This window comes from Pseudomonas sp. MONT-RG-20F-20-E-7-02, assembly GCF_022662395.1.
Classification (GTDB): Bacteria; Pseudomonadota; Gammaproteobacteria; order Pseudomonadales; family Pseudomonadaceae; genus Aquipseudomonas.
The window spans coordinates 172,142-195,517 of the sequence record NZ_JAKNQN010000004.1 but is presented as its reverse complement, the minus strand read 5'-3'; the positions used below and the strand labels follow the sequence as shown (position 1 = coordinate 195,517).

General features: G+C 51.2%; 21 protein-coding genes and 2 pseudogenes. 11 read left to right on the top strand and 12 right to left on the bottom strand.

Annotated elements, in window-relative coordinates; genetic code table 11:
- Positions 1 to 25: 25 nt before the first annotated feature.
- The 3 genes from L8I05_RS13860 to L8I05_RS13850 form a co-directional block, all read right to left on the bottom strand.
- A complete protein-coding gene (locus L8I05_RS13860) occupies positions 26 to 1,192 on the bottom strand; it encodes a hypothetical protein (RefSeq protein ID WP_242169593.1) in 1,167 nt (388 codons plus the stop codon).
- On the bottom strand, positions 1,189 to 1,770 hold the full coding sequence (locus tag L8I05_RS13855) for a LemA family protein (protein ID WP_177016768.1): 582 nt from the start codon (positions 1,768 to 1,770) through the stop codon (positions 1,189 to 1,191). Before L8I05_RS13855 ends, L8I05_RS13860 begins: the two co-directional genes overlap by 4 nt.
- Positions 1,771 to 2,163: 393 nt before the next feature.
- The gene (locus tag L8I05_RS13850; RefSeq protein ID WP_242169591.1) at positions 2,164 to 2,538 is read right to left on the bottom strand and encodes a glutamate-rich protein 5; all 375 of its coding nucleotides are present in this window, start codon (positions 2,536 to 2,538) and stop codon (positions 2,164 to 2,166) included.
- 561 nt (positions 2,539 to 3,099) lie between these two features.
- Between L8I05_RS13850 and L8I05_RS13845 the strand changes: the two genes are divergently transcribed.
- Complete coding sequence (locus L8I05_RS13845; RefSeq protein WP_242169589.1) at positions 3,100 to 4,017, top strand: WYL domain-containing protein; 918 nt, start codon at positions 3,100 to 3,102, stop codon at positions 4,015 to 4,017.
- A gap of 295 nt (positions 4,018 to 4,312) precedes the next feature.
- Here L8I05_RS13845 and L8I05_RS13840 read toward each other — a convergent pair whose 3' ends face one another.
- Genes L8I05_RS13840 through L8I05_RS13830 form a run of 3 tightly spaced genes read right to left on the bottom strand, consistent with a single transcriptional unit; the run spans position 4,313 to position 8,732 of the window.
- Entirely contained in the window at positions 4,313 to 5,767 is a 1,455-nt protein-coding gene (locus tag L8I05_RS13840) for a hypothetical protein (RefSeq protein ID WP_242169587.1), read from the bottom strand.
- A complete protein-coding gene (locus tag L8I05_RS13835; protein ID WP_242169584.1) occupies positions 5,767 to 8,049 on the bottom strand; it encodes an AAA family ATPase in 2,283 nt (760 codons plus the stop codon). Before L8I05_RS13835 ends, L8I05_RS13840 begins: the two co-directional genes overlap by 1 nt.
- Entirely contained in the window at positions 8,046 to 8,732 is a 687-nt protein-coding gene (locus L8I05_RS13830) for a helix-turn-helix domain-containing protein (RefSeq protein ID WP_242169583.1), read from the bottom strand. Before L8I05_RS13830 ends, L8I05_RS13835 begins: the two co-directional genes overlap by 4 nt.
- 387 nt (positions 8,733 to 9,119) lie before the next feature.
- Here L8I05_RS13830 and L8I05_RS13825 point away from each other — a divergent pair.
- The 3 genes and pseudogenes from L8I05_RS13825 (at position 9,120) to L8I05_RS13815 (ending at position 12,736) form a co-directional block, all read left to right on the top strand.
- Positions 9,120 to 9,327: pseudogene (locus tag L8I05_RS13825) on the top strand (hypothetical protein).
- Positions 9,328 to 9,674: 347 nt separating this feature from the next.
- Positions 9,675 to 11,462, top strand: coding sequence for an AAA family ATPase (locus tag L8I05_RS13820; protein WP_242169580.1), 1,788 nt, complete (start codon positions 9,675 to 9,677; stop codon positions 11,460 to 11,462).
- On the top strand, positions 11,459 to 12,736 hold the full coding sequence (locus L8I05_RS13815) for an ATP-binding domain-containing protein (protein ID WP_242169579.1): 1,278 nt from the start codon (positions 11,459 to 11,461) through the stop codon (positions 12,734 to 12,736). Before L8I05_RS13820 ends, L8I05_RS13815 begins: the two co-directional genes overlap by 4 nt.
- Positions 12,737 to 12,756: 20 nt before the next feature.
- Here the strand turns inward: L8I05_RS13815 and L8I05_RS13810 are convergent, their stop codons facing one another.
- A complete protein-coding gene (locus tag L8I05_RS13810) occupies positions 12,757 to 13,581 on the bottom strand; it encodes a MarR family transcriptional regulator (protein WP_242169577.1) in 825 nt (274 codons plus the stop codon).
- 732 nt (positions 13,582 to 14,313) lie between these two features.
- Here L8I05_RS13810 and L8I05_RS13805 point away from each other — a divergent pair.
- The 5 genes from L8I05_RS13805 to L8I05_RS13785 all read left to right on the top strand — a co-directional run bounded on the left by L8I05_RS13805 (position 14,314) and on the right by L8I05_RS13785 (position 17,532).
- Positions 14,314 to 14,598 (top strand): hypothetical protein, encoded by a 285-nt coding sequence (locus L8I05_RS13805; protein ID WP_242169575.1) that lies wholly within the window; start codon positions 14,314 to 14,316, stop codon positions 14,596 to 14,598.
- A gap of 125 nt (positions 14,599 to 14,723) precedes the next feature.
- Positions 14,724 to 15,044: a hypothetical protein gene (locus L8I05_RS13800; RefSeq protein WP_242169573.1), complete on the top strand. Its 321-nt coding sequence runs from the start codon at positions 14,724 to 14,726 to the stop codon at positions 15,042 to 15,044.
- Positions 15,045 to 15,063: 19 nt separating this feature from the next.
- A complete protein-coding gene (locus tag L8I05_RS13795; RefSeq protein WP_242169571.1) occupies positions 15,064 to 16,272 on the top strand; it encodes a PfkB family carbohydrate kinase in 1,209 nt (402 codons plus the stop codon).
- The gene (locus L8I05_RS13790) at positions 16,269 to 16,874 is read left to right on the top strand and encodes a 7-cyano-7-deazaguanine synthase (protein ID WP_242169569.1); all 606 of its coding nucleotides are present in this window, start codon (positions 16,269 to 16,271) and stop codon (positions 16,872 to 16,874) included. Before L8I05_RS13795 ends, L8I05_RS13790 begins: the two co-directional genes overlap by 4 nt.
- Complete coding sequence (locus L8I05_RS13785; RefSeq protein WP_242169566.1) at positions 16,852 to 17,532, top strand: nitroreductase family protein; 681 nt, start codon at positions 16,852 to 16,854, stop codon at positions 17,530 to 17,532. Before L8I05_RS13790 ends, L8I05_RS13785 begins: the two co-directional genes overlap by 23 nt.
- On the opposite strand, the gene L8I05_RS13780 is transcribed toward L8I05_RS13785, so the two are convergent.
- Positions 17,467 to 18,300, bottom strand: coding sequence for an 8-oxoguanine DNA glycosylase (locus L8I05_RS13780; protein ID WP_242169564.1), 834 nt, complete (start codon positions 18,298 to 18,300; stop codon positions 17,467 to 17,469). The two genes, L8I05_RS13785 and L8I05_RS13780, sit on opposite strands and share 66 nt — an antisense overlap.
- Positions 18,300 to 18,875: a DNA adenine methylase gene (locus tag L8I05_RS13775; protein WP_242169562.1), complete on the bottom strand. Its 576-nt coding sequence runs from the start codon at positions 18,873 to 18,875 to the stop codon at positions 18,300 to 18,302. Before L8I05_RS13775 ends, L8I05_RS13780 begins: the two co-directional genes overlap by 1 nt.
- Before the next feature lie 630 nt (positions 18,876 to 19,505).
- Here L8I05_RS13775 and L8I05_RS13770 point away from each other — a divergent pair.
- Entirely contained in the window at positions 19,506 to 19,721 is a 216-nt protein-coding gene (locus tag L8I05_RS13770; protein ID WP_242169560.1) for a hypothetical protein, read from the top strand.
- 206 nt (positions 19,722 to 19,927) lie between these two features.
- Here the strand turns inward: L8I05_RS13770 and L8I05_RS13765 are convergent, their stop codons facing one another.
- Positions 19,928 to 20,725 (bottom strand): hypothetical protein, encoded by a 798-nt coding sequence (locus L8I05_RS13765; protein ID WP_242169558.1) that lies wholly within the window; start codon positions 20,723 to 20,725, stop codon positions 19,928 to 19,930.
- Between the two features lie 475 nt (positions 20,726 to 21,200).
- On the opposite strand from L8I05_RS13765, the gene L8I05_RS13760 reads away from it, so the two are divergent.
- Positions 21,201 to 21,989, top strand: a complete 789-nt coding sequence (locus L8I05_RS13760) for a hypothetical protein (protein WP_242169556.1) — start codon at positions 21,201 to 21,203, stop codon at positions 21,987 to 21,989.
- A gap of 208 nt (positions 21,990 to 22,197) precedes the next feature.
- On the opposite strand, the gene L8I05_RS13755 is transcribed toward L8I05_RS13760, so the two are convergent.
- Positions 22,198 to 22,590 (bottom strand): hypothetical protein, encoded by a 393-nt coding sequence (locus L8I05_RS13755; RefSeq protein WP_242169554.1) that lies wholly within the window; start codon positions 22,588 to 22,590, stop codon positions 22,198 to 22,200.
- 122 nt (positions 22,591 to 22,712) lie between these two features.
- Positions 22,713 to 23,232 (bottom strand): annotated as a pseudogene (locus L8I05_RS13750) (arsinothricin resistance N-acetyltransferase ArsN1 family B).
- Positions 23,233 to 23,376: the final 144 nt, after the last annotated feature.

Genomic DNA, 23,376 nt, shown 5'->3' with positions numbered 1-23,376 from the left:
ACATTTGATCTGCGCGACGCCGTGATCAGGCGTCTTCGTCGCCGAGGCTGGCTTTACCGGCATCCTTGGAAAAATGCTTGAACGCCGCACCCAGCTTGCGTTGCTCGAAGATCGAGAATACCAACGTGCCAAGCAGGATCAGCATCCACACCAGAAACAGCTTCAAGGTATCCACCTGAGCCACGAACAACAGCAACGTCACCACGCCGCCGATGACCATGCCCAGCCCCATCCACGCGCCGAGTACTCGTCCCACCGCCAGGCGCATGCCTTTGGGCAGCACCAGCCGGGTCGCCATCATCACCACGATAATCGTCAGGAAAAAGCCAAACGCCGCCATGAAGGGAATCGGGAAACCGCCTTCGCGGTACAACCACGCCAGCAGCCGATACACGGGGCCCAGTGGCTCCATTTGCTGATAGGTGTCGGGGCCGGGTAGATGCAATTGGGCAAAATGCGCAGGCGTCATGGCCATGATGCCCACGCCAATCATCCCGACCACGGCGGCATAGAAACCACCGGCGCGCCACAGCGGCGCCAGCACGCGAGTGTTTTCTACATCCTGGGTCAGCGCCAGGCCGAACACCGCGTTGCGCTGTTTGCCCTGGGCAATCGCGGGTTTGCCGTCGCGCTCACAGGCATCGCCAATCAGCATCACGTCCAGGTCCTGCACCAGCAGGATTTCGCCTTGGCGCCTGGAGCTGCCGAACAGCTCGTATTCGTCAGGGGCTTTGTTGCCGAACAGGTCAATGCCTTCGGCGATCACGCTGATTTCGCCCGTGGCGTCCTGCAGACGGAAGTCATTGCAGCGCGCCTCGCCAGACACTCGGCTCCAGCTCCAGTGCCCGTCGTCGTCTTTCTTGCCGTCCTCGACAACCCAGACATAGCCCACGCACGGCTTGCCATTCACCGGCGACAGCAGGGTCTTGTCGGCAATCACCTTGCCGCGTACTTCCACCAGGCCCATCGCCAGCGAACGAATCTGGCTGGTGGCCAGCCGCTGTTCGGTTTTATAGAAGTTGGGCCCGAAGCTGAGCAGCAGACCGACCAAAATGCCTACAGGGAAAAACAGCGCGATAAAGATGTTCGGCGCGTAAGCAATCAAGCTGATGAAGCCCGCGAGGAACACCAGCGCCAACGCTGTTTTCCACTTGGGTTTCTTCGCGACGACGCCGGCCTGGGTGGTTTTCATGCCCCCGGCACCTCGAGCTTCACGCCTTCGTAGCGGGTTTCTTCGGCGCTGATGGCCAGCAAGGGAATGCGCTGATAGCCGAGCATCCGCGCAAAGAACAGGTCGGGGAACACCGCGATCGCGATGTTGTAGAGGTTGACCGATTCGTTGAAAAACTCACGCCGGTCGGCAATGCGCTCTTCCACCGCCGAGATCGCCTGCTGCAACTCGACCATATTCGGCCCCGAGATCAACGCCGGGTAACTCTCCGCCACCGCAATCACCGACTTGAGCGCCGCATTAAGCTGGTTGGACGCGTCGACCTTGTCGTTGAGGCTGCTGGCATTCAAGTATTGAGTACGCGCATCGCTGAGCCGGGTAAACAGCGCGTTCTCATGGTTCATGGCGGTCTGCACCACGCGCATCAGGTCGGGAATCTGGTCGGCCCGTTGCTTGAGCAATACGTCGATGTTGGCGAAGGCTTTATCCACATCGTTACGGCGCATGACCAGGCCGTTGTAGACGCCAACCATCCAGCCGACCAGACCCACGACAATGATCAGCACGACGACGCCGGCGATTAGCAGTTCTATGTTCATGGTGAAGGCATTCCCTGGCTGAGTTATCCACAGGGAGGCATTCTAGGGTGAACCTGACAGGTGAATGCGGTATTGGCGCACGAAAACGATAAACGCCGATGACCGGTTGCTTCGGCGGTTTTTTACACGTTCTTCGCCGATAAAAAACCCTCGATTGCCGAGGGTTTTTTAGTGGTTGGTGCAGAGCAAAATATTTTGACACCAATAGTTCAGCAAATACTGGGACAAACGGCTCAACAGGGAGGCCCCAGCTCGGTGGATATTTTGACACCTCCCAGCCTATCCCACCAAACCGGCCCTGATTTTCAACAATATATTTTGACAATAGTGGCAAGGGACTAACTCTTACTACAAAAGCATGACCTAAACCTTACTGCTCCCATTCGGGCGCTGTCAGGCTGAGGCGGCTGCTCCAAGGAAGAATTGTTGCCCGGAGAGCTGCGACCAACTGTTGTTAAGTAGTGGCCGTAGGGGCTGGAGCTGCCGTAGCCCTTTGAGGGGTTTAAGCTGCTTAAGGCCTTTTAGAGGCTTCAACTGACGCATAGGCCTCATTGGGCCGCCATTAGCATTGCTGGAAAAAAATACTACTTGACCGTGATTGTCGCGTATCAATCCATTAGCAATACGGCCTAGATGCTGTCCCACGTATGAATACAGGGCGTCACCATGAAAATACCCAACTGGTCGCCCATCAAAACTAAAAAGATGGACATTGTCATCGGTATAGATGGTCGGAGTGCCGTTTCGATCGTAAAAATCCTGGCTCATGGGAGTGATCCATTCTAAAGGGAATACAGGGCATCAATTGATGCCCTGAGTCGAGTGGACGGCCTATTAAGCCGCTTTTGGGCGAAGAACAATGCGGAACGGCTGGCCGTTCGCACGTCGTATCACCTTTCCAGACTTAGTGCGGATGGTCATACGGTAAATGACCTCCCCTTCCTCGTCCGGCTTTTCGAACATCTCTTGCTGGGACATAGTCGTCTCTCACAGAGATAGGCTCGAACACAAACTCGCTCCCTTGCGAACGGTACCCATTGAGGCTACCATCACAACGCTTTTCCTGAAGCGCGAGAGACATCTGGAGCCTGTTCAGACGTCTTTTCCCAAAAGCCGATCAAGTTCGTACCTTGGTCGGCTTTTCTATTTCCTGGTCTCAAACTTCCACTACAAATCTCCATTAGAGATTTGCTAGCATACTCACAAAGAGCATGAGGCCAATCCATAATTTGATAATATCATCATCATTTTGATCACGTCAACCCATCATGTGTTATCCTCGACACATGAATGATTGGTTGCACCCGTTGACGACCGAACGGAGAAAACATGATTGACCTCAGCGATTACAGCAAGGCACAGCAGGAGCGCTTAGCCTTCATAGACTTCCGTCTCTATTTTTTGGGAGTCGTATCGCGCTCGGATCTAATGGAACGCTTTGGAGTGGCTTCAGCAGCAGCCACACGCGACTTTGCGCTCTACCGTGAACTCGCCCCGGAAAACACTGAGCTTGATCCGGTTAGTAAGCACTATGTTATTCGTGAGCAGTTCGTGCCTCAGGTAATACATGCTTCCGAACGCGTATTAGTGACTCTGTCGCAAGGATTCGGGGATGGCGTAGATTCAGGGGAAGGCTCACTGATTCGACACGAATCAGTGTCGTTGCTGAGTCGCCCTAAGATCGAAATCCTCGCGCCTATCACGCGTGCAATTCGCCTTGGGCAAGTGGTAAGAATCGAGTACACGTCGAAATCTGGGCCTTCAACGCGAGAGATTGTTCCGTTTGCTATCGGTTGTGATGGGCTCCGTTGGCATGCTCGCGCATTTGATCGCAAGAGCGGAAAATTTGCAGATTTCGTATTCACTAGGATGAGCAGCGCTGAGGTTGTTCTTGGGGAAAAGCCTCGAGCTTCAGAGAGTTGGTCGAATGATGATCAGTGGAATCGAATGCTGGACCTCCCTATAGTCCCCCATCCTGACAAAGATTCAGCCGAGCTAGTCATTCGCGATTTCGGAATGGAAGATGGAGTCATGCGGCTTCGTGTGCGTGCGGCGATGGCGGGCTATGTCCTGCAGCAATACCACATTGATTGCTCACCTGATCACAGCATCAAGGGTCTAGCTTATCGGTTATGGTTAAGCGACCCGCTGGCTCTCTATGGTGTCGAGAGCGCAATCTTTGCACCTGGATATACGAAGCCTTCAAATAGCAGTGCGTCTCCATTGCGTGGAACCCAGAGCACCTAGAGATAGTCTTGTAAGTGCCGCTGTTCGTTGGAGTTTTGACTCGCAAACCTCGTCAAATTCCACGCAAAAAAACCGCGCCTAGCGCGGTTTTCTTATCAGTAACCTGAGAACTCAATCTCTTGTGCGCTCGGCTTTCTGGCAAGCTGAAGTACCATAAACTCGTCATGGCCGGCGTCCTTTGCTTGGCGCGTTGGCCGGATTTGCTGAGTATTAAGCACAGCGCATATCTCGCGTAATTGAGGCATAGGTTTCCGCTGGACGGGGGCTGAGGAGCTCAAGTCTGACTCCATCATTCTCACTTACGAGCCAGAGTCCCGTCTGTGCCAATTAACGATTTATTCCAATCGCCTACTCCCCACTTAACCACCCCTATACGCGGATGGGTACCATCGGCGTAAACTTGAGAACAAAGCCTACCCGAGTCGGGAGCGATTTCTTCTCTAGGGCCAACTAGTAGCCCTGCCGGCGAAGGTAGGGGCTTGCCGAGTTTATGTGCAAGCGAGGTGCTGCTCGCGACGACATATCTGGCCGGAGAAATTGCACTAAGATCCCACGCCCGTTGATGTGTCCAACGACCCGCGTGCGCTCCCCAATCCAAGATAGGTGTAAAAATCCAGTCAGGTTGATAGTAACGGATTAAGTCGTTAGTCAAAGGAGCCATTTGCAGATCTTGGCAAATTAGAATCACACATCGTCCAAGCCCTTCAACGTCTGCAATAACTATCTTTGTTCCGGCACAATTATCTTCCATCAAAAAAGCATCAGCAGGTATATTCACCCCCAGTTCAGCGGCGCGATTTTGGTCAAGGCCTGCTTGCCAGATTTTTCTCTGTCGCCATAACTCCACTCCGAACCGATTAAGGACACGAGATTCATTCCACGGCTGGCCTTCAATTTTTGCTACAGTGTTTCCAGATCCCGCGACAAAGAGCCTTACACTTGAAGGATTACTACGCATTCGTGCGCTGATTTCATCGCAGTCCGTCTCACTAATTAGCAATTCTGGAGCAATCGCAATATCTGCAGCTCCCATACTGTTTAAAGCAGTCATAACTAGAGACGGCACATCAACACTACTTGAAGCACACGTATCAATATAGTTAACACCATCACGGATGGTATGCTGCAGGTTTAAGTGACTGGCATCTTCCGCTATAGGGATTATCCCCACGGTCTCAAAACCAGCAGGAGCTAAAGAAGTACCCACTCCTCGCGTGCTTGAACCACTAACTCTAATAGGGGTTACCAATACACGCTGTTCGTCGTTTTTCATAACTTGTGGAACAACAGACAAGTAACAAAAACTATCACTAAAACAATATGCACTTGTTGCAAAAGACCCGCGGGAAAGCCTTGTCAACGTACCTTTAGGTATAAGAAGACTACTGTCATCTTTATAGAAAAACCCCTCGACCTCACGATGATATATCAGCCCTCTGATCCAGTGATTTATTGGTAATTTTTCTTTCATTGAACTATGAGTGAGCGCACGCGGATGTGCGACTTCAAAAAAACGGTCAATAACTGAAAGTGCGACTAACACCCTACCTTTTTCGATACCGTCTTCGGCTGATTTTACCAAATCACGTACCGCCGCGTAGGACTCTTCGCCCTTTGCAATCATCAGAGCGCTATGAATCGCAGCGTTAAATCCCTCGCTCGGCCGCATCGCCCTTAAAGCGACATTATGCGACCATTGGGATGCAGTACCCCAGTACTCAAAAAAAAGCTGTGCCGGGGAGAGCTGCATCAAAAGTCCTCATCAAAAGTAAAACCGTGTCGATCATTGCTATTGAAAAGCCTACTATCCAGATCACTATTATACATTTCTACATGTACACCAAGTCTATCGAATAGCGTCCGAACAAGTTCAAACTCGAACTCAAGCGAGCTACGATGCTTTTCACCGACAGTTCGGCGTCTACGCATAATCGCTCTCATGACCTGAGATACCGCATCGGCGAAAAATTCACCAAGAAGATGGCGTTGATGGCTATCTGGATGAGTTTGAATAACAGAGATCAGGCCCCGAACGGTCTTCAATAATTCTATTGTAGCTGCGGGATGTCTTCCGTAGAAGTTTGCCAAATGATTTACCAGCGGCTTTCCATTTGACATCAGCGCTTCACAAAACTCATACACAATATAGCTATTGCTTTCAACCTTGAGTATAACGTTGGCTAAATGCGAAACCCCAACAGCAAGCCTCTGGACAGTTGGACACTCATTGGCGGCACGCAATGCATATTTTGCCAGCTCCAGCGAGTCGAAGGATTGTAGAGGTATTTCCGTCAATCTGTATAACGCGTTATATCGAGCTCGATCCAATGCATCTGATCCAGCGGTTGGATTATAAGGCCCAGCCAAACTGATAGCTTCTTTGAAATCACGCGCAGCGCTCTGGTAGTCTCTCTTCAAGTAAATAACCTCGGCTTTTAGGCGAGTTATTTCCACATCGAAATATCTCAACTCATAAAGCTGGTCTTGCGCTAATTTTTCTACGGGAATATCTCCTCTCAGAGAAGACATCTCACCGATTGTGCGCATTGTAGCCTCAGCCTCTTGTTTCCTTAGGTAAATCAAGGCGGCAGATCTTCTGAAGGAAATTCTACGAAGCTTTAAATTTAAGGTGGAAAAGGTAGAAAGAATTGTATCGAGCTCCTCTAACAACGAAAGCTCAAAATCGTCTTCCAAAGCGTACGAGTGAAGATTACAGAGCTCCCCGAGCTTATCTACCAGCAATATCTTCCAGACTTCCTCATCTACGTCTGAAAGGACTCTCAATAGGTCTATAACGTCCAGCCTCAACGATAAGGACACAAGATGATCTGGTGCAACGTCAGCGATCTGCTCGCCTGCTTGAATTAAAGCTTCAATATAGCTTCGATCTATAAAATCTTCATTTTTGACGGTTTCAAAAGCACTTTCAAGCAGCTGCCGAAACTCTGAGACAGCTCGAGTAGGCTCTCGTTGAGTTAATGACTTTAGGTAGTCAGCAGTAGCGTGTCGGGGCCTGAGACGTCGCTTAACTAATGCAACTATATCGGCATCGAAAGAAGGAATTTTAATATCGATCCCTATAATATTACTTGCGAGCTTTGCATATTCTAATGTTAACTGATCATAGTTAGCTTCCCGCGCTGCAAATAGCGCAAGTGTTTCGTATGATGGGACATCATCGGAGGCTTGAATAGATAGTGATCTTATATCCTCCTGTAAAGCCGCAAGAGAAAATCCTCCAATCCTTGTTAGTTCGCTGAGAGCTCTTGCTTCAGCGTCACTTCCTTCAGATGATTCCCCCCTGGCAAGTCGCATTGGCACAGCACGAAGTGTTAGCTGTTCTTCGCGAATTTCTCGTATTGCCGCCGCCACTCTAGCAGTTCCATCAATGTTTTGTCTGTTCATCACAAAACATAATGCAACCGTATCAGGAAGCTGCATTGTGCAAATTCCTGCAACATCCGCGAAGCCAGTACGACTATCTATAAGAACTAAATCGTAAGACCGCTTTGCCCAGGACTTTAAATTTTCTAATAAAACGCCACCAGCATACTTTTCAAAAAAATCAGACCACGAAAACTTTGACAATGCGTCTTCATAGGAAATTTTTTCATGTTCGCCTATGACTAGTCCGCCAGCACCTATATAGTCTAATGCAAGTGGACTTCCTGTAACGTCTGATACAAGGTCTTCTGATACCAACTTTTTTACATGGCAAGAAAAAATATTTCCGTGTGCGGCGTCTTGGATCAACCCCTCCGCTTGCTCTTTGCTTTTTGCGTTAGCCGCAGACTGGTTCCAATTCCAAAAAATATCTAGCAAGCCAGGTGTGTTTCTTAAAGACTTGGCTTGAGTAGCATCCAGTAACCCTCTGAAGTAATATTCAAGTCCCGGGGCCTCCATGTCCCAGTCCATGACTAATACTTTTTTCCCATTTGCAGCTGCTAGGAAAGCAACGTTAGCGAGAGCCATCGTTCGGCCTACCCCGCCCTTGTAGGAGTAAAAAGTTACAATTTTTGATGGGCTAGTCATGCTGCATACCTTTCTTTTTTTCTTCCAAGAGGAGTATACGACCTCATAATTGGCGAAAGAGTACTATTAGCATGTTCAAAAACTTTATTTGCATCATCTGCACTATCGGCGGCATCAAGCTTACTGCCAGTCAAGTTATATTCCGCTATCGCCCCTAGCGCGGCAGATGTTAAAAAGTTTATCGACCACTTCCCATTCTTATATGAATCTATTACTCCAATCTCTCGCAAATCTTTCAACTTTCTACTTGTGTGCTCTTCGCTGTGGTTAATTAAGATCGAGAGTTCTTTATTGCTCTGCTCTTTTTCCAACAGCGCTTTTACATATTTTAAATTAGCATCATCAGTTATAGCCGATATAAACTGCGAGCAGACCTTCTTATTTAAATGAGAGGTCATAACTGTCTGAGCTAGACTCAAGAGCCCAAGTATATATGCCTCTCTCGACTCTAGAGCGGCATCAGCGGGACGAATTGCCGCAGCAGCTGCACTTGGCTGAGCATTCATTATGCATTCATTCAGAAGGCCCTCTACCAGGCTCGCTATTTCAACGCTGCGATGCCGCGACTTGGCCATTACGGCCTCTTCAAGAAAGTCGGCCAGCACCGATTCAAAATGCGTTCCTAGGCCAAAGGGCTTTGCGCTGTCGGCTGCGAATGCAATGAGTGGGTTTTGGGCGGACATGAGGATTCCCCTTTTGATAGAGATTTCACTATAGGTTGAAATCAATCGTTGATCAATTGACATCCGTCGAAACGGAGTCGTTCGCAGAGAAATTCAAGAAAATCAGCTTTCCAAGGCGATGCGGCTATCGTTGACATCATTAAAAACAAAAAATCGTCGACATAACGGCGGAAAACACTTGATTCTCGCTTGATCCTACGGCGGGACTGCCACCTTTACGATAGGAAAAATCACCCGAGCAACCAGCCTTTCACCAGGAGGACCTCGCAAAATAGCCGAATTCCAGTTCTTTCAAGGACTTTTGACACAACTGAATCAGTGCCTTTTGCATGCTTACCGCCCTGGAGGCACTGCTAGGCTTACTTTTTAAAACGGGAGTAAAAATCCATGTCGGATGAATATTCGTTATCAGAAGTTTTGGAGAGGATGTACCAGAATCAACTGGGCTTGGAAGCTGCCCTAATGGAGCTAACGCCGAGAATCAGGGTTAACTGAAGTTGGTGGGAACCTTCGTGGTGCACTCTGGGTGATCGGTGAAAACCCAGGCCACATTAAGCAAGGGCTAGCTAGGCTTAGAGGAAAGCGCGAGAGCTAAAATGTATCTATAGGGAAACATATTATCGCCTCCCATATACCCCTATGCTCCGCGGGTTTCTAGAAACTCTCTCAAGCCTGCCAACCTATTGATAACAGTTAATTTGGAACTACGGGCTCACCTCTTACCTTCCCCCACGGCTCGAATTTCGACATCACTGCGATTCCGATGGGTTTGAGCGTATGAGCAGGCCGATACATCGCTTAAGACGTTCGCGTCACACGCGAGCTGTGGATAGGCAAAATTGTCAAAAAACTCTTCTATATTGACTATCACAATTGAAGAAAAAGACGCGACTGCCACGAAGAAATATTTCTCTAGCCGCTGGTTGATCCCAAAGGAAAGGTATGAGAGTAGCAATTTTGGATATCCATAATTTCCGCGGTATTCGTGAAGGAAGCGTTCACTTTAGAGACCATCCTGTACTGATCGGAGCCAACAACACCGGTAAAACTACGGTAATAGAGGCTTTGACGCTTCTCCTCGGAAGGGAGCGGATGATCAGGGAGCTCACCGAACATGACTTTTACGGTTCAGATCCCCAGCCTGCCGACAGAATAAAGCTTGTAGCCACAATCACAGATTTTCCTTCCGAAGACCCTTATCAGAATACCGATTGGTTTAGAGACGGTAGAGGCGTGCCTAAATGGCTGGACGAAACCAACGGTACGATCAGCGCTGTTCGCACAGAACAAGCCTCTAGGCTTTGCTGCCAGATTGGCGCTCAAGCTTATTTTGACCGCGACTCACTGTCGGTCGAGGTGGTTCGTTACTTCCACGATCATGATAATCCGATGGATCCCTTCGCCGAGGACTCGCCTGTAGGCGTTCCTCCACGATTGATAAAAGAAATTGGGTTTTATCTCGTACGAGCGAGCCGAACCTGGGACAAAGTTTTTTCATGGGGGAGTGAACTGTTCCGGCGCACGCTACAAGCAGCCGCAGCCCAACCGTCCGAGGCCATTTTAGCTGAGCGTGACCGGCTCAGAAGCCCGGAAGCCCCGATCGAGAATGACGATCGAATTTCACCACTGATCCAGAACGTCAACGCTGAATTAGCGAGATGCATACCGAATGCGCCTCTTGTTCAACTGCGAGTGACCAGTACCGATAGCCGATCACTTCTCGACTCTGTCGCAGCACATTTTGCTGTCGTCGGAGGACTAGGAGTACCCGCTGCCAGACAAGGCAGTGGCTTGGTGTCCCTACAAGGTTTGTTACTACTTCTGGAGCTAGGTCGAGGACGTGCAGCAGCGGGTGAGGGATTTCTAATGGCCCTGGAGGAGCCTGAGCTTCATTTGCCCCCAGCAGGACAGCAGCAGTTGGTGCAACGAGTGCAAGCGCTTTCAACCCAGACCTTCATAACTACGCATTCGCCATTGATTGCAGCGGTATCGGATCCTACCTCTGTATTGATTCTGCGAAATATTGACGGCCATCTCTCGGCCCTTCCTTTTTTGGCTGAGCCGTTGCTACCAGATGCTCAGAACTTGAAGAGGAAGTTTTTTCAACAAAGTCGTGTGGATGTCCTGTCGGCTTTAATGCACCCGTGTGTATTGGTGCCTGAAGGCCGTGCTGATTTCCAGTTACTGAAAACGGTGCTGCGGCCGTTGATGTTGACCGAGGGTTGGTCCACGAGCATGCCATCTATGTTTGGGCTGGAGGTCGGAGTCGTTCCCACTGAGGATGCCAAAGTGGTAGAGACGTTCCAGTTGCTATCAGCTACCCATCACAAAGTCTGCTGCTTGGTGGACGGTGACAGAGACGGTAAACGCTACATCACGAACCTTCTGGCAGAGCCCACTGCTCCCTCATCAATAATACGGTGGGCAGACGACGAAATGATCGAAGACGCCATCGGCTGGATTCTGGCTGCGGATGGAGACCAAGTTGTCGGGAGGCTTACGGAGTTGACGGAGGTTGCTCCCTCGACTGTATCTGACATCGTCACCCATTTAAAAAATAAGAAAGTGGACGTGATCTGCTATGAGTCGGTGGCAGACGCAATAGTTAACTCACCTCTCTGTCGCGCCAGAGCAGCAGAGTTGTTCAGCTGTTTGGCTATGGCGTGCGCGGGAACTGCTAGCGCCCATTTCGCCGCCGACCCAGAGGGTGTCTGGGTATTCCAACCATGACAATTCAATCTTTTTCCGGCGCGGCGGGTTGTGGAAAGACTCATCAGTTAATGGCAAACCTAGCCGCGAGATTGGAAAGACAGCCTCTACAGGCGTTTCAAAAAGTTTTGGCGTTGACCTTTATGCATGGGTCGCGGAGGCGTTTGGACGATCGATTGGGCGATGTCGACCTTCTACGTCGGCAGTACGAGTGCACAACAATCGATGGATTCGCTTGGAGAATCGTCAGTAGATGGCAAGCACTGATCACACTATTGGGAATGGGGCATCCAAGAGTGAATGATTATGAGGCTGTGTGCCAGGTCGCGGCGGATCTCCTGTCTCACGATATCGTTGTCCGCTGGATCGCTGCGACGTATCCCATCGTGGTCGTGGATGAAGCACAAGATCTCACGCCAAACCGATTGCGGATAGTGCAGTCAATGGCTACCAATGTTGACCTATTAATTGCTGCAGATGAGTTTCAATGTCTCATCGAGGAGCTACGTCCTAACCCAGCTTGCGAATGGTTAACTGCTGTTGGCCACGACGCACTTCTGCAGCAGCCTAGGCGCACCTCAGATCAAAATCTCCTAGCCGCAGCCGGTGCCATCCGATCAGCACAGGCTCCAGCATCAAATGGACTTTTTAAGGTTTTCCACACCCCCACACCAGCCCTCGCCGCTTCTTACGTTTCTAATGCCATTGGTTGGAATAGAGGGGGTAATCGGGTCGCAATTATCACCCCAACAATGGGGCAATTTGCCAACGGCATCCTCACGTGGGTAGCTACCCGAACAACAAGCAGAGGAAACGGCCCCTACAACATCATTCTGGAGGAGTCGGAGACTAAGCTTGCTGACGCATTCATTGACGACCTGGCTTTGCCGGACCAAGCCACATTGGCGGAAGCGTTCACGTTGATGGCGGAAAAACCTGCCACGATTACTCAAGACTTTGTACGTTGGCTCGAGAAAGTGCGTCGGACTAAGGGAAGGACTCATGTCCTTCGCGAAGAAATGGAGGACACAATACGGCACTCATTTTCAAACCAACGACGTCTAAGCTCACGAGATGGGCCCGGTATTCGAGCGCTAACAGTTCATGGAGCGAAAAACAGAGAGTTTGATCTAGTGATTGTGCTTTGGCCTGCGGCAATTCGTGGAAATGACGAGCAGCAGAGACGGCTACTTTACAATGCTGTCACCAGAGCAAAGCACCAGTGCATCGTATTAGTACAAGTGCCAAGAGCAATGACATCTCCTCCATTCTCTGCTCGAAGGGAGTTAGCTTAAACGAGGGCTGGCCCTCACCACTACGTGCCTTTTGGTGAGGTGGAGACAAAGCTGTTAGCTGCGGCAATGCCAGCAGCACTGGGACGACTTTTATGAGGCGAACCTTGAGGCATCTCAACTTCGTCTGCCTTAGGCCAGTGAATTCCCAGGCCGCGAACTAGATAACGGTTCGTTCGGGAAAAATCAGACTCTTCCGAAAAATCCCCCTGCCTGAAGGAGATCATTCGCAGATCGTAGAGTCGGGTAATTGCGTCGGCAATGTGATGTCTTTTAACCCCGGTAACCAGCGCTAACCTGTCGTAGGAAAGCATAGCGATACCACCACGATTTGAATCTCTATACGCGAGCAGGGCGATGTAAATCTTCAATGCCGACAACGACGCTCTGCTGAAGTTGAACTCAGTGAGCATGAGAATCTTGGCGCCAAACGACCCATCGTAAAGCCAGCGTTTCGGGATCTTCGCCCAGCTTTTACTTTCAACCCAGCCGCAAATCAGAATGCTCGATCCCTTCCTGAGAGCCTGTGCTTTTCGCTGAATGAGCTCCTCCGTCTCCAGTCGTTTCAACGCTTTCGAAACAGTTGGGCGAGACAAACCTGTGAGCCGAATAAGCTCCTCATAAGTCACGCTCGCATTCCCAGTGGTGAAATCTGCTCGGCAGCACAGCGCCAAGTAAAGCTTGAGCGAAGAAATGCATACGTTTCTTGCTGACTTGTCTTCCTTCATCCACAGGGTCTTTAGCGAGTAGGACTCATCTGCAAAGTTGGCAAGTCCGCCTTCACGTATCCAGTCAATAGGCAGCTTGGCCCAATCCGAGACGGGACGACGTACTTCAATTTTGCTCATTTCGACCTCCAGGCGTGCACTAGCAAACCAGCGCTCAGAAGCAAGATACAGCACAACGCCAGCGTCAACGGATCAGCCGAAAGCGCCTTATCAATTACAAACAGGACAGGATTCATTGCCTGGAACCTCAGAAAAAATGGCTACAGGGGAAACGTTAACGCCAAGTGCGGCTTGCTATCTAGATATAGGCGCCTATCAAAAACAACCTAAATATCTAATAAATAAGGGAATATATTCTTTTTGATTAGTTAATCTAAGATTTGCTTGAGAGGTGTATTTCTGTGCATTTTCTGATCAATCCAAGCTCAATTTAAAATGTGCATATGAAGAGTGCAGCCGACTGGCTCAAACACACCTTAACAGCGTCGTGCTGGATACCCGGCTGTCTGATGTGGGAGAGGGCGGTGGTCTCTTTGGTTTCCGCTTTGAGTAGTTTGATGTAGCAGGTTTGGATCATACCGTCCGCAGTACCTGCTGCCGATCTAGAGCTAGGCCTGCCGATCCGGTTGTCCCGTGCAGCCAAGCTTGTGACTTGCACAGGAGCGCCATGCCCTGAAAAGTTCATTGCGGGTCAGGTACACACCCAACGGGTGGACGGTTAAGAACAGCCTAGGATCCGACTGGGGAGATGACTCACGGCTTCGCCACGATTAAAAAGGGTGCCTGCGGACTACTTACAGACACCCCGCCTCAGGGTGGGCACAGCGACCGGCTTATGCCGTGAAGGTGTAATTGAATGACGGTGAACGTGAATCACCCAAGGCAAAATTTCAGCTGAACCGAATGCTAATTGCCGGCGTACAGTGGTTCCTCCAAAAAAAGGGGGTAGCGGCGGTCAATCAGTGCCACGTCGGCGCCTTCATCCGCAGCGATCAAAGCGTTCCACACCCCGACATCCAGTTTCACTTTTTCCCCGTGTTTTTTGACAAGGATTGGATTCCTACACCAACCATTTACGGCTATCGAATAAAGGCGTCGTTCTTAGTAACGCTTACAAATATTCGTCACGGTAAATGAACTATCAAACAAGTCCGGTAGCGCTTTCGTCGACTTTGGTCGGTGTTTTTGCTTTAGATGTGGCAAAAGGACATCAGCGCATGGTATTGGTTTAGCTCCTCTAGACTTTGCAAGGGAGATGCGACATGTCAGGCAGAGACGGCGGCCCTCGTGGGCCGGTCGACCCCATCATTGCGTGCGACCAGCTTTCGTTCACCACTCAAATAGCATCGCCCAAGGATGACGTAGTCGAACAGCTGCGAGAGAACTTCATCCTGGACATCATGCCCGGAGATCATCACGGTCAATCGGTCGTGCTCGCTCTCTGGAATGGGCAGGAAGTCGGCGGCATTGCTGATCGTAGGTTACAGCGCCTGCGCCAATGCATGACCGATGGTTCCATGTATGCGGCACGCGTTGTATCGATCATCAGCGGACAGGTACGCGTCCACATCTATCCAGTCTGAACGAAGCAAGGAGGCTTCCATGATCACCATTGTCGGCGGTATTTACGGCGAGCACTGCGTGCGACCCGCGTGGGACGAGGTTTATGGTTCTGCTGGAAGGGCTGCGACAGCGATCGCCAGGTTCGGTGGCCAGGTTGAATTACACGGCATTGTAGATATCGACCAACAGTTCATCATGGAGAGCCGGGCAGCCCTCGAGGGCTTCAAGTTCCATCCATATATCGTCCCCCGCGGTCTGTCTTTCGAGTATCTACATGGCCTGTCGACGCCCACGGTGGCTGGCCCAATAGGCGCCGTAACGGAGCTCAAAACCGGTACTGAAAAGGTCTTGCGATTCGGAATGATGGAAGCATCCGTCATTGTCGATGCCGAGTACGCGGTCTATGACCCGCAAAGCGCCGACGCGCCACAATCGTTTGGTGCCAACGGCTCCAAAGCGGAGCACTTGGCCTTGGTGCTGAATCGCAATGAGGCTGGGTTGTTCATCGGCGACCACTCCCTGTCCCCAGAAGCTCTCGCAACAACCGTTGCTGACAAGCAGCAGGCTGAAGTGGTGATTATCAAGATGGGGCCTCTGGGAGCCCTGGTCTATGACAAAGGGAGCATCAGTCGAGTCTCGGCTTACCGAACGAATCGCGTCTGGAAAATTGGCTCAGGTGACACCTTCGTTGCACACTTTGCGCTGGCATGGATGGAGGAAGGCTTGTCGCCACACGAAGCCGCGGTTCGAGCCTCCAAAGCAACGGCTTACTATTGCGACACGCAGGGTCATCCCAGCCCGAAGTTATTTGCCGGTTACAACGCAACACCGCTTGAGCCTTCCGAGCGTTACCGCAACGGTTTCAGGCCTCAGGTCTACCTGGCGGGCCCATTCTTCACCCTCGCTCAACTGTGGATGATCACGGAAGCCCGAAATGCTCTCACCGATCTCGGGCTGCGCGTCTTTTCGCCTTACCACGATGTAGGTTTGGGGTCAGCCGATGACGTTGTACAAAAGGATCTCCAGGCCATTCACGACTGCGATCTAATATTCGCCATCGGAGACGGTTTGGATTCCGGAACCGTCTATGAAATCGGCTACGCCAGGGCGTTGAACAAACCCGTGGTGGTGTACGTGGAAAATGAGTCGACCCAAGACAAGAAAATGATGGAGGGCTCCGACTGCCGAATCAGCAATGACTTCGTCAGCGCGATCTATCAGACCGTTTGGGAGGCGTGCGTACTATGAAATCTGCGCTTTTGCTCTCTGGCGGAATGGATTCATTGTCGATCGCCTGGTGGAAACGTCCAGACCTCGCCATCACTCTCAACTATGGTCAACTGGCCGCTAAGGCAGAGATTGCCGCCTCTCGTGCGATCTGCCAACACCTGGCGATTGCGCACCATGTGCTTGAAATTGACTGTCGGCACCTAGGCTCTGGCGATATGGCTGGAAGGCAGGCTGACGATCTGGCGCCGGCCTCGGACTGGTGGCCCTATAGGAACCAGATGCTGGTGACGCTGGCAGCCATGAAAGCGATTTCCTTCGGGGTCACACATCTGTGGCTAGGAACAGTGAAATCCGACGGCTTCCATCGGGATGGTTCGCCTGAGTTCATGGCGGCCATCAGTCACCTATTGGCGATACAAGAGGGAGGAATGGTCGTGGAGGCTCCCGCAATCGAAATGGATACCGCGGAGCTTGTCCGAACGTCTGGTATCCCCGCCGGCTATTTGGCTTGGGCGCACAGTTGCCACAAGGCCGACGTTCCTTGCGGCAACTGTCGCGGTTGCAACAAGTACTTTGCAGTGTTCGATGAGGTTGGCCATGACTTGGATCGACCTGGGTAATCCCTCACCCAAGCTTTCGCCGAGCCGGTACAACTTGGTGAAATGGCAAACGGGAGAGGTCCAGCGCCTGACAGCTAGCACGGCCGACTCAATGACGACCTTCAATCAGGTTATCGAGGGTCGCAAATCCGATCGTCAGTTCGGGCCCATCGACGACCAACAGCTTGGTGCGCTCCTATGGCAAGCTTGCCGATGCCGAGAAATTTGGCCGTCCGATCTAGGATTCGATTTGGAGCATAGATCGGCCCCTTCCGCCGGAGCGATTCACCCCATTCATGTATTGATCAATAAACCAGGCGACTGCCGCTGGTGGCTTTATCAGCCGCAAGGCCATTATCTGGTCGAATTGATCAAGGCATCGGAGCAGCTTGCAGGACTGCTCGAGCACAGCGCCAGGGTGCTTGAAGGTCCGTCTGCAGTAAGGCTGCTTTTTGTTGCCGAGCCTGGGAAGACGCTGACCAAATACGATGAGGGCTGTAGCCTAGTCTGGAGGGACGCCGGCGCGCTTTTGGCAATCATGGCATTGACAGCCCATGCCCAGGGACTGACGTTCTGTCCACTGGGCATAACGGGTGAGCCGTGGGCCAGTGCTTTATCCGATAAGGGACAACTGACTGGTGTGGGTTTTGGGCTTCTTGGATTTGCTGCGAGGTCGTGACTCTTCAGCACCGCGTCCCATGCCCATGATGCTGTGAACAGTCTGAGCGGAAGACATCATCTCCAGCCAGATCAGGGCGTCCAGTTCGGAAGCCCTGACACCCAGGCCTTTGCTGAACCGAATGAACTGCTCTTCCAACTGCAGATAGTGCCGCTCAACCGTCAGGTTGGTTTCAAAGAATTTGCCCAGTAAACCAGCACGGAGGATATGGATGTCGAGGATGGCTACATCATCGGCATCTAACCAGTTGCGAGCGACCCAAGAAGCGGTTTTGTAACCAATCCCCGGAACATCCAGCAGCCAGTCACGTAACGCTTTACCTGAACTCAACGGAGGATACTCGGCGGATAGTTTTTGCAGAGCTGCCGTCAGGTAGCGGGCCTTTTGTTTGGCGAAACGGTAACGGACCAATCGGCCATCCACGCTCATGGGTTCCCTCAGCCACTCCAGCAGCACCTCTTCGGATGGAGGTTCCTCACCAAAGGCGCCACGTTCTTTGACATGGTGAAAGGCTGCAAGACCAATACTGGATGGGATGCCGTGTCCCCCTAACAGGCAAGCGCCGACTTCTTCCTTGAGCGTTGCGCCCAGCTTGTAATCAATGCGTTCACCATGCAGTCGGCGGGCGTACACCTGGTAGGCCCAATATGCAGGCGTTGGGAAAGCCTCTACAGCCCCCCAAGGCACACCAGGAATGACTTCGTCGTCAGCCTTGGGCAGTTCGACATTGAACACCAGATGGTCGATGAAAATAGCGCCTAATTGCATCAGGCGGCCTCCTCGGCATTGCCGTAGTTTTCCTGCATCCATTGCAGTAGCTCGTGCCGCTCTAGCGCATTCATGCTGTCGATTCGAGAGCGCAGACGAGCCTGGCGACGTTGAATGGTTTGCCGATCCCTGAATGTCTCACCCAGGTAGCGGGAGTCGTGCAAACGACTCGAGGGTTCGTAATTCATCCAGACCACTTCCTCACGTACATCCACGTGAGTTTTGGCTGGGAAACTTACTTTGCGCCACCCCGCGAGCTCTCGGTTGTAGAGCTCAGAGTCATAGCCTGAAATCATCACTTTGCAAGGCAGTGCAGCCAGGCAAGTGAGTAATTGAACATGGTCCTCTTCGGTGTAGTCGCATCGGTAGACCTTGGCTCGGCGCCGGGTCTGCGGCACATAGGGCGGGTCAACATAGACAAGCTCGTTGCCGGTATAGGTAAAAGCTTCTAGGAACGCCACCGCATCCACCTGATGAAGCTCACACGTGCCTACCTGTTCAGCACGCCACCGTTCGATGACGGTGGCATCCAAATCCAGACCAATGCTTCGCTGAGCTGCCTTCTTATTGCGCATGACAGCCCCTCCGCCGAGGTGGGACTCAATGTAGGTCTGATGCGGTGGCATCAGGTTAATCAAGCGCTGGTAGCACTTGCCTTTTCCGCCTGGATATCTCATGCGCAAAGCATCGTCAGATATGACGATGATGTCAATAGAGGGCCGCCGAACGGCTACACAAACTGGAGTTCAAGCTGAGGGCGTGTTTGTTTTTGAGAATACTAATTTAGCAATGAGGCCATTGCCGTACCGGCTTCACCTACCTTAAATCTCGAGATTTGATCCCATGAAAACCACTAAAAACCGCAACGCCCAACGCAACGCCAAAGCGATTTCGAAGCGGAAAAAAACACCCCATTCCAAAGCCAGTAAAAACGGTTCTAAAAAGATCCCACTAAAACGGCCTTTCGCTATTGGGTGCGCAGGATTGAGCTGGTCGGGTCAAACCATCATTTGCATCTCTCGCTAACGGAGAAATAGGTTCCCGGTGATTTTTCACCGGGAACCACCACACCGTGTGACGATGTAGCTAAATAACGGGGGTAGTAAGGGCATCCAAAATCGTCAAACTGTATGTCCTATCTATAGCGTAAGGACTTTAGGCGTCTGGTTAGGTACAATCAAAACGAATCCCAAAGGCCCGTTGCAATGGAGATTGCTGTCGCATTTCGCCTCGGCGAGCGTGCAAAAAAAAACCTCGTTACCGAAGTATCGAGGCTTTTTTTGACTTCCTTTGCCGCAACGCATTGGAAGGAGCAGCAGGGGAACAACTACGAAGCTGTTGTTGCGAACGACAAAATAGAAGCCCCGCGCATCAGGCTTTCAAATTACTGGTTTTTATTACCCCGTGCAAGCGCCATTTGAGCGGGGATTGGTGCGAAATTGCACTCCACTTGACCAGGCGCTTGCAATGGCTCTGACCATCGACTCCATCGGTTTTTACCAGCACGCTTAGTCAACATGATCGGCGGAGAGCTGCCCATTGCCGCCAGTGAAGACAGGCAGTTATCGATGCCTTTCGCGGTAGGTCGCTACCGGCCAGCAGCTGCCGATCGAATGTGTCTGCGAGACTAGGAGCGATTCAGTTTGTGGTCTCTATCCATAGCCTTTTTAAACCACGTGGGCACGTTAAGCGTTTTGCTACTGACTCTGCTGGGGATCGTGCGCCAAAACTCCACAATCGCGCTGGAGAACTCATCAAGCTGCTTATCAGTAACCAAAAGGTGGGTGTGATCTATCCACCTCATATCGGGAGTGCTTCCATTAGCAGACTGGATTCGTAAATATTCTGGATGACTGACTTTTAATTTTTTCAAAGAAAGGCCTTCACCGTGTTTATACACATTCACTACGTATCGACAAGCACTCAGCTTTTGAAGGTAGCCTGCGCTACGCTTGGAAAGCTCCGAACTGACTAGGAGATCGACAATATCTTCGAATGTTGCCTTCCACACCAGTTCTGTGACGGTAGGCCCTCTATGCCAATGCTCAATTTCCTTCAGAAGCCACCGACGCAATTCCTTATCCCAGGCGTGATACATCCCAGCAACGATGCTTAGTCTGGTTTGGTCTCGCAGTTCACTCAGCAGCCGGTAATACTCGACTCCTTCATGGTAGGCGTCTTCTTCGAAGCTTCCCGGATCGTCTCGGTCGGGATCAAAATGTTGAGATTGTTTCTCCAGCCAACGCTCTGCTGCCTCATCTGCTTCCTGCTCGATGTTACTGAACTGAGAAAGCAGCTTATTTTTTCCCTGCTCAGCATAAAAACGATGTTGCTCAATGACTGACTCTCGCCAGGGCCCCCAAATGTCAAAATAGGTAACTGGACGCGTTTTATCGTCGTCTTCTTGGTCCCACGTGCTAGACATACTTGTTCTCCGAAAAGGGCCAGCTCTTATGAGGCTTGGAGTCTCTTTAAACCCGATTAAAAATCACGACGGCATACGGATGCAATGTTCGCCCGCCCGCCCACCAGGCAACAGCGAACGTGGACAGCGATTGATCTACGAAACAAGCAGAGCAGTTGAAAAAAGACACGTGGAGTAAATGAGAATGGGTTTAGGTATGCCGACGTCCACTCCCGAGGCTGGCTATCGAGCGTGAGCAACCCAAACTGGAATGACTGCTTCTGGCCGATTGTGTTGAAAAAGTCGGCTTTCCCGAAACACTCGAATATTGAGGGGTGAAAACACCTCAGTTGCACGCTGCTACGCGAAATCCGAATCCTGAACCTTCTGCCAAAAATTCAGATTTCAATCTCAGGCACGTACTTTTCTGGCGCGGAATTCGAAGCCGACTTTTTCAACAGAATCGGCCGTTTTCTGCCGATCATGGTTACGGAACGTGCTGGTCAAATCCGATGCAAATGGGTGGTCACGTCAGGCGACTTCTCAGGATAGGCGCCCACATCGTCTAGTGAGCTGGTGTGTATTCGGCGTACTCACCTCTTGTCATGCCCGCTACCGCCGATACGGTTTCCTGTTGAGGCTCAACGCGCAGCTCATCAACGATCCTTCTGCCTTTGAAAATGGAAACCCTATGAGATTCCTCAACTGGGCGTCGTCACCGACAACCAAGAAAATTAACACTGTCCTTACTATCTTGAGTGCCCTTGCAGCGCTAATTTCACTGTACGTGGTGTTCTTCCCGCCCTCCCGTCACAACCCCGAAATTATAGGTCGTTGGGAAACGGATTATTCCTATCCAATCACCGGTGGCACCCTGAGCTTCAAGGGCATAACCACCTACCTGCATGAAGGCAAATACAACGTGGGTGGGGTGATCAGTTTGGAGGGAGAGGTGAAGCAGCAACCATTCAATTTCTCGTACAACGTCACCGGAGCCGGCACCTGGACCACTGATGACGATCTGCTCTCGATTTCTCTGATCAATCTCAAATCACTTCCGAAATCGGTCAATGTGGCGGGAATCGATTTCCCCCCGGAACTGGTGGCCACATTGTCAAGACAGCCAATATTCAATCTCGACAACAACTATCCCAGTGGTATGTCAGATGAATTCCGTGTGCAATCGGTGAAACAAGATCGCTTGAGTTTGCTGGCCACGGATCCCACCGGAAAGCCTTTTACGATTGAGCTTCGCCGCCAGGCTGCCCTCAAAGCGATCGAGTAAAAACCGGACAATCATCCCCTCCGCTGAATCTGAATTGGCTGGCTGTCTTCGTGATAACGAGGACGGCCAACCGATGTATGTCAGATCCAGCACTGTGCTCCTGCGATCGCTCTTGCTCACTGCCTTCAGATGGACATCTGGAAGTCGTTTAAAATCTCTCAATCTGCATACAGCCAGCTGACTTATGGGCACTCGTATCTCCAACGACTCAACACATGCTAAGTGCGATATCGAGATCTGTGCGCAGCCTTCGACCGGAACCCATCAATACATAAATCGTATTCTTCGTCTCAAACAGACACCCATGAGTGAAAGAAACAGCCAACGTGGTTCTTACCCAGTCACCGGGTGGAAAACGACCTTTACTATCTTGGATAACGGTCAAAGCGTAAACCAGAGCAGGGGTTAGCCCCCTGTCAGTAATTGCTTTTCGCTGACGCGTTGATACTTCGATATCCAATATTGCCCAATCAGCAACAAGACAATAGGCACGGCAAGGAAAATGTAGGGTGGCGAGCGCCACGGCATCGGCGTCAGCGAGTGGGCACCCGTTTATCTTCTCGCCTGCGGAAAGCAGTGAGGTAAACCCTGCCAAATTCATTCGTTCCTCCGGCCGATCTGTAATCCGACTTGAGCGAGAATCGTGTATCAGCATAGCTCGCAACTGATTACCTGGTTCCGATGCCGACGAATAGCAACAGGGTCATATCCCACCTTGCTTCTCTAATCTCCCTTTAAGTCGCTGAAGGGGATGATTTCTGTTGGCGGCGTCACCGTACCAAGTGGTTTGCGCCAGTAACCCATGCTATGCCATTGGCCGTGTTTGTACCCAACCTCAGAGTAAGTACCGATATGGGTAAAGCCGAGCGCCTCATGGATACCTATGCTCCCCGCATTGGGTAAGGCGATGCCGGCATAGGCCGCATGAAAACCCTGTTTCTCAAGGCGTGGTAATGATAAAGCGCACGACCAATCCCTTTCCGGTGTAAGGCTGGATCGATATAGACGGTGAAATCTACTGACCAGCGATAGGCTTCCCTGGCTCGATGCTGGCTTGCGTAAGCGTATCCAACGACCTTACCGCCATCTCTGCTACCAGATAAGGGTACGTCCGCAGTGTTACTGCAATTCGCTCCGCCATCTCGTCGACTGTCGGTGATGCCAGCTCAAACGAGATGACGGTGTCCAAAACCATAGGCGCATAGCCCACCAAAAAACTGCGAAATAATGAACGGCGCTGCATCTGAAATGCGTATTCCCGAGAATGTATCGGTGAACCGCCTCCGAGAGGCCTACAAGCCTCATCTCCAATTCACAATCGCAAAATACGTTGCGAGCCGCAACTAATATCTTGGAACAATTTCGCTGGCCCTTATGCCCAAAAAAA

Excerpts from the sequence above, each read along its gene's own strand:
- L8I05_RS13860 (WP_242169593.1), bottom strand. The coding sequence starts at position 1,192 with ATGAAAACCACCCAGGCCGGCGTCGTCGCGAAGAAACCCAAGTGGAAA.
- L8I05_RS13855 (WP_177016768.1), bottom strand. The coding sequence starts at position 1,770 with ATGAACATAGAACTGCTAATCGCCGGCGTCGTCGTGCTGATCATTGTC.
- L8I05_RS13850 (WP_242169591.1), bottom strand. The coding sequence starts at position 2,538 with ATGAGCCAGGATTTTTACGATCGAAACGGCACTCCGACCATCTATACC.
- L8I05_RS13845 (WP_242169589.1), top strand. The coding sequence starts at position 3,100 with ATGATTGACCTCAGCGATTACAGCAAGGCACAGCAGGAGCGCTTAGCC.
- L8I05_RS13840 (WP_242169587.1), bottom strand. The coding sequence starts at position 5,767 with ATGCAGCTCTCCCCGGCACAGCTTTTTTTTGAGTACTGGGGTACTGCA.
- L8I05_RS13835 (WP_242169584.1), bottom strand. The coding sequence starts at position 8,049 with ATGACTAGCCCATCAAAAATTGTAACTTTTTACTCCTACAAGGGCGGG.
- L8I05_RS13830 (WP_242169583.1), bottom strand. The coding sequence starts at position 8,732 with ATGTCCGCCCAAAACCCACTCATTGCATTCGCAGCCGACAGCGCAAAG.
- L8I05_RS13820 (WP_242169580.1), top strand. The coding sequence starts at position 9,675 with ATGAGAGTAGCAATTTTGGATATCCATAATTTCCGCGGTATTCGTGAA.
- L8I05_RS13815 (WP_242169579.1), top strand. The coding sequence starts at position 11,459 with ATGACAATTCAATCTTTTTCCGGCGCGGCGGGTTGTGGAAAGACTCAT.
- L8I05_RS13810 (WP_242169577.1), bottom strand. The coding sequence starts at position 13,581 with ATGAGCAAAATTGAAGTACGTCGTCCCGTCTCGGATTGGGCCAAGCTG.
- L8I05_RS13800 (WP_242169573.1), top strand. The coding sequence starts at position 14,724 with ATGTCAGGCAGAGACGGCGGCCCTCGTGGGCCGGTCGACCCCATCATT.
- L8I05_RS13795 (WP_242169571.1), top strand. The coding sequence starts at position 15,064 with ATGATCACCATTGTCGGCGGTATTTACGGCGAGCACTGCGTGCGACCC.
- L8I05_RS13790 (WP_242169569.1), top strand. The coding sequence starts at position 16,269 with ATGAAATCTGCGCTTTTGCTCTCTGGCGGAATGGATTCATTGTCGATC.
- L8I05_RS13785 (WP_242169566.1), top strand. The coding sequence starts at position 16,852 with ATGACTTGGATCGACCTGGGTAATCCCTCACCCAAGCTTTCGCCGAGC.
- L8I05_RS13780 (WP_242169564.1), bottom strand. The coding sequence starts at position 18,300 with ATGCAATTAGGCGCTATTTTCATCGACCATCTGGTGTTCAATGTCGAA.
- L8I05_RS13775 (WP_242169562.1), bottom strand. The coding sequence starts at position 18,875 with ATGCGCAATAAGAAGGCAGCTCAGCGAAGCATTGGTCTGGATTTGGAT.
- L8I05_RS13770 (WP_242169560.1), top strand. The coding sequence starts at position 19,506 with ATGGAGATTGCTGTCGCATTTCGCCTCGGCGAGCGTGCAAAAAAAAAC.
- L8I05_RS13765 (WP_242169558.1), bottom strand. The coding sequence starts at position 20,725 with ATGTCTAGCACGTGGGACCAAGAAGACGACGATAAAACGCGTCCAGTT.
- L8I05_RS13755 (WP_242169554.1), bottom strand. The coding sequence starts at position 22,590 with ATGAATTTGGCAGGGTTTACCTCACTGCTTTCCGCAGGCGAGAAGATA.